Below are 4,354 nucleotides of genomic sequence, written 5' to 3'. Positions count from 1 at the left end.
GTCGTCACAGGGGGCGGGGCAGGGGGCGGGCATCAGCGCAGCCATCCGCCGACCGTGCGTGCGGTGCCCGAGATGTCCATCCCCACCCCCTCCACGGTGTTGCAGCCCGCGAGCATTGCCACGGCCACCGCCAGCGCGATGCTAGTCCTCATGCCACCAGACCTCCGGTTGAAACCCCATCCAGTCCCCATAAAGCGGCAAATGGTCAGGAAAATGCAAACTGCGGTGGTGCGCGATCCGGGCCACGTCGGAAAACCACAGCGGGATCCAGTAGCGCCCGGTGGCGATCACCCGGTCCAGCGCCTGCACGGCGGCGGTGAACTCGGCCTCGTCCCGGGCGGTCAGAAGGGTCTGGATCATCGCCTCGGCGGCGGGCGCGTTCACCCCGGCCCAGTTGCGGGTGCCGGGCGTGTCCACCCCCTGCGACCCCCAGTACAGCCACTGTTCATTGCCGGGCGACAGCGACAGCGACAGCGCGCGCCGGGTCATGTCGAAGTCATAGGCCAGCGTGCGCTGGGTGAACTGCGCGCTGTCCACGGTGACGGTGCGCAGGGTGATCCCCAGCCGCCGCAGCGCCTCGGCATAGATGTTGGCGATGGACTGGGTTTCCGCGGCGCCCTGTTGCAGCAGCAGCTCGAACTCGAACGGCGTGCCGTCGGCGTCACGCAGCACGCCGCCGTCCACGCGCCAGCCGGCGTCCTCCAGCAGCGCCATGGCCCGGCGGATGTTGCGGCGGTTGCCCTCGGATCCGTCCGACACCGGCAGGGCATGGGCCTCCAGCGCGTCGGGCGTCAGCGTGTCGGCAAAGGGTTCCAGCAACGCGCGCACGCGGGCGTCGGGCGGGCCGTCGCCCATGCCCAGATCGGAGTTGGAGAACGGCGAGGCGATGCGCGGCAGCGCGCCGTCATTGAGCGTGCGGTTGATGAACTCGAAGTTGAAGGCATGGATTAGCGCCTCGCGCACCCGCCAGTCGGCAAAGATCTCGCGCCGGGTGTTGAACACCAGCCCGTCGATGCCCGAGGGCCGGGAGTGCGGGATCTCGGAGCGCACGACCTCGCCCGAGGTGACGGCGGGAAAGTCATAGGCATGCCCCCAGCGCGCCACGTTGCCCTCGCGCCAGGTGGTCAGATGTCCGGCGGTGAACGCCTCGAAGGCCACGCCCGCGTCGGCGAAGTAGTCGTAGCGGATTTCCTCGAAGTTGTGCTGCCCGGCATAGAACGGCAGGTCGCGGCCCCACCAGTCGGGGTTCTTGCGAAAGGTGATGTAGCGGCCCGCCTCCAGCCGGTCGACCACATACGGCCCCGAGCCGATCAGTGGCTCCAGCGAGGAGCGGTCGAAGGCGCGCCCGTCGAATTGCGCCTTCTGCAGGATCGGGCGCAGGCCCAGCAGCAGCGGCATCTCGCGGTCGGGTTCGGTGAAGGTGATGCGCAGGCTGCGCGGGCCGGTCTGTTCCATCGTGGCGATCTTGGACCACACCGTGTGGTAGCGGGGCTGGCCCAGGGTCCCCAGCGCCTCGATCGACCACAGCACGTCCGCGACGGTGACCGGGCTGCCATCGGAAAACCGCGCCTCCTCGCGCAGCGTGAAGGCCACGAAGCTGCGCTCGGCGTCGGTCTCCACCGATTCGGCCAGCACGCCATAGAGGGCGAACGGCTCGTCATGGTTGCGCCCCAGCAGGGTTTCGACGGTCAGCGACTGGACCCCCCACGGCGCACGCCCGCGCAGGATGTAGGGGTTGAGCGAATCGAAGCTGCCGACCTCGCCAAAGACGATCCGCCCGCCGCGGGGCGCGTCCGGGTTTGCGTGGGGCAGGGCGGCGAACCCCTCCGGCAGGGCCGGGGCGCCGTACATGGCGATGCCGTGGCTGGGCCCGGCCGTGGCCGGGGCGGCCGGCAGGCCCATCCCGATGGCCGCCGCCATGCCAACGCCCATGCCAACGCCGAGACCAACCCGGATGGCCGCCCGGATGCCGCGCCCGATGCCGCCCCCGATTCCACCCCCGATTCCGCCGGCAACAGCGTCGGGAATCGCTCCCGGGCGGGCCCGGTGTCGCAGTGCCACCACAGGTTGATCCTCTTGTTCCAAGGGTCGGAATTTCGGTAAATCTATCCGCAGTGCCCGGGTTTTTCAAACTTTTCCATTGGACAGACGCCGCGGTCGGAGTATAACGATCAGTACTGCTCGATAGGTTTCTTGCCTGTATGAAACCTGCCTCAACGACTTGCGCCCGCCTCTGGCGGGCGCTTTTTTTTCATCACGCAGGGGGGCGCTGGCCCCGCGCCGGTGGTGTTCTCCCCCGCCTCTCCTATCTTGTCCGACGGTGCAGCCTGCCCGTCTGCGCGGGCATCCCTGACCCACAGCGAGGGTACGACATGAACGCAAGCAGCCCGCAGGGCAACGGCGGCGGAACCGGGCCGCGTCGGATCAACCTGGCGCTTCAGGGCGGGGGCGCGCATGGCGCCTTCACCTGGGGGGTGCTGGATCGCCTGCTGATGGACGACGGGATCGAGATCGCGGGCCTCTCGGGGGCCTCGGCGGGGGCGCTGAACGCGGCCGCGCTCAAGGCCGGGCTGATCGCCGGCGGCCGGGACGAGGCGCGCGCGACCCTCGACTGGGTGTGGCGGCAGGTCGGCGCGGTGGGCGATCTGGAGATGGCGCGCTGGGTGGGATCGGTGATGCCGGGGCTCGGCTCGCTCACCACATGGATGGAGCAGGTCATGCCCATCACCCCCGCCGAGATCGCCGGCCGCATGATCAGCCCCTATGACTTCGGCGCGCTCTATCGCAACCCGCTGGAGCGTGTGGTGCGCAAGCTGCGCTTCGACCGGGTCTGCGCGTCCGAGGGACCCGCGCTGTTCGTGTCGGCCACCAATGTGCGCACCGGCAAGATCCGCGTCTTTCGCGGCCCGGAGGTCACGCCCGAGGCGATCATGGCCTCCGCCTGCCTGCCGAGCGTGTTCCAGGCGGTGGAGATCGACGACCCGCTTACGGGGCGTCGCGAGGCATTCTGGGACGGCGGCTTCACCGGCAACCCGGCGCTGTTCCCGCTGTTCGACGCAGGACTGCCGTCGGATATCGTGATCGTGAACATCAACCCGCTCTATCGCGACGCGGTGCCGACCACGCCCCAGGACATCCAGAGCCGGATGAACGAGATCAGCTTCAACGCCTCGCTCCTGCGCGAGCTGCGCGGCATCGCCTTTGTCCAGGAGCTGATCGCCGAGGGGCGCATCCCCGGCGATGCGCTCAAGCCCGTGCATGTGCACATGATCGCCGACGACGCCACGATGCGCCCGCTGTCGGTGCGCACCAAGACCGCGCCGACACCGCTGCTGCTGCACCAACTGCGCGAGGCGGGCCACGCCGCCGCCGACCGGTTCCTGACGGATCACCGCGCGGCGCTGGGCGTGTCGGGCACGGTGGACCTGGTGGCCACCTGCGACTGACCGCCCTCAGCGCGGCAGGTCGCGCGCCGCCACCGACGGGCTGAGGGGGTCGCGCGGGTTGGGATAGACCAGACCGGCCGAGATCACGAGCTTGGCCGCATCCTCCACCCCCATGTCGAGCGGGATCAGCTCGGACGCCGGGATGAACAGCAAAAACCCCGAGGTCGGGTTGGGCGTGGTGGGAATGAACACCGTCTCGATCCGCCCCGCCCCCTCCAGCCGGGCCGCGATCTCGCCCTTGGCGCGGGTGGAGATGAAGCCGATCGCCCACAGCCCCGGGCGCGGGTACTGCACCAGACAGGCGCGGTCGAAGCTGGTCTCGGACTGGGAAAAGGCGGTCTCGGCCACCTGTTTGACGCCGTTGTAGACCGACCGGATGACCGGCGTGCGGTCCACCAGCGCCTCACCCCAGCGCAGGAAGGTGGAGCCGATGACCCCCTTGGCGACCCAGCCCACCAGTACCGCAAAGACCAGAAACAGCACCACCCCGACGCCGGGAATGTCGATCCCCAGCCGCGAGGTCGGCCGCAGCACGGTGGGCACGAACGGCAGCACCCACCCGTCGATGGACGTCACGACCGTCCAGATCAGCCACAGCGTCAGCCCGATCGGCGCGATCACCACCAGCCCGGTCAGGAATGACGTGCGCAGGCTGGCCCACAGCTTGCGGCGCTGTTCGTCCGGTCGCTGCGATGCGGGGCCGTTCTCCGGGGGTTTCCTTGGGGTCATCGGGGGCCTCATGGTTTACCCGTCGGGTTGTAGGGGGTCCGCAGGGGCGGGGCAACTCGCCCCGCGTGTCGTCCCCCCTCTCCATCCCGCGCGCAGGCAGGGGCCAGGCGTGCGGCGCATGCCGCCGGGGCCGAGGGGGGTCGATCCCCCCGAGGCACCGGACCCGGCGCGCCGCTGCC

The 4,354-nt window shown here is 69.8% G+C and carries 4 protein-coding genes; 1 reads left to right on the top strand and 3 read right to left on the bottom strand.

Annotated features, from left to right (window positions below; genetic code table 11):
• Positions 1-32 precede the first annotated feature (32 nt).
• Together CCR87_RS01145 and CCR87_RS01140 are read right to left on the bottom strand one after the other, a co-directional pair.
• A complete protein-coding gene (locus CCR87_RS01145) occupies positions 33-152 on the bottom strand; it encodes a lipoprotein (protein ID WP_201155494.1) in 120 nt (39 codons plus the stop codon).
• The gene (locus tag CCR87_RS01140) at positions 142-1,920 is read right to left on the bottom strand and encodes an extracellular solute-binding protein (RefSeq protein WP_242511786.1); all 1,779 of its coding nucleotides are present in this window, start codon (positions 1,918-1,920) and stop codon (positions 142-144) included. The genes CCR87_RS01145 and CCR87_RS01140 overlap by 11 nt, the downstream gene beginning before the upstream one ends.
• A 452-nt stretch (positions 1,921-2,372) precedes the next feature.
• Here CCR87_RS01140 and CCR87_RS01135 point away from each other — a divergent pair, with 452 nt between their 5' ends.
• Positions 2,373-3,446, top strand: a complete 1,074-nt coding sequence (locus CCR87_RS01135; RefSeq protein WP_201155493.1) for a patatin-like phospholipase family protein — start codon at positions 2,373-2,375, stop codon at positions 3,444-3,446.
• A 6-nt stretch (positions 3,447-3,452) separates the two neighbouring features.
• Here the strand turns inward: CCR87_RS01135 and CCR87_RS01130 are convergent, their stop codons facing one another.
• Entirely contained in the window at positions 3,453-4,175 is a 723-nt protein-coding gene (locus tag CCR87_RS01130; RefSeq protein WP_201155492.1) for a DUF502 domain-containing protein, read from the bottom strand.
• Between the last annotated feature and the right edge of the window lie 179 nt (positions 4,176-4,354).

This window comes from Rhodobaculum claviforme, assembly GCF_016653255.1.
GTDB classification, from domain to species: domain Bacteria; phylum Pseudomonadota; class Alphaproteobacteria; order Rhodobacterales; family Rhodobacteraceae; genus Rhodobaculum; species Rhodobaculum claviforme.
This window is presented reverse-complemented; position numbering and strand designations above follow the sequence as displayed.

Bases quoted from the DNA above. Each gene is read 5' to 3' on its own strand.
- CCR87_RS01145 (WP_201155494.1), bottom strand. From the start codon at position 152: ATGAGGACTAGCATCGCGCTGGCGGTGGCCGTGGCAATGCTCGCGGGC.
- CCR87_RS01140 (WP_242511786.1), bottom strand. From the start codon at position 1,920: ATGGCGGCGGCCATCGGGATGGGCCTGCCGGCCGCCCCGGCCACGGCC.
- CCR87_RS01135 (WP_201155493.1), top strand. From the start codon at position 2,373: ATGAACGCAAGCAGCCCGCAGGGCAACGGCGGCGGAACCGGGCCGCGT.
- CCR87_RS01130 (WP_201155492.1), bottom strand. From the start codon at position 4,175: ATGACCCCAAGGAAACCCCCGGAGAACGGCCCCGCATCGCAGCGACCG.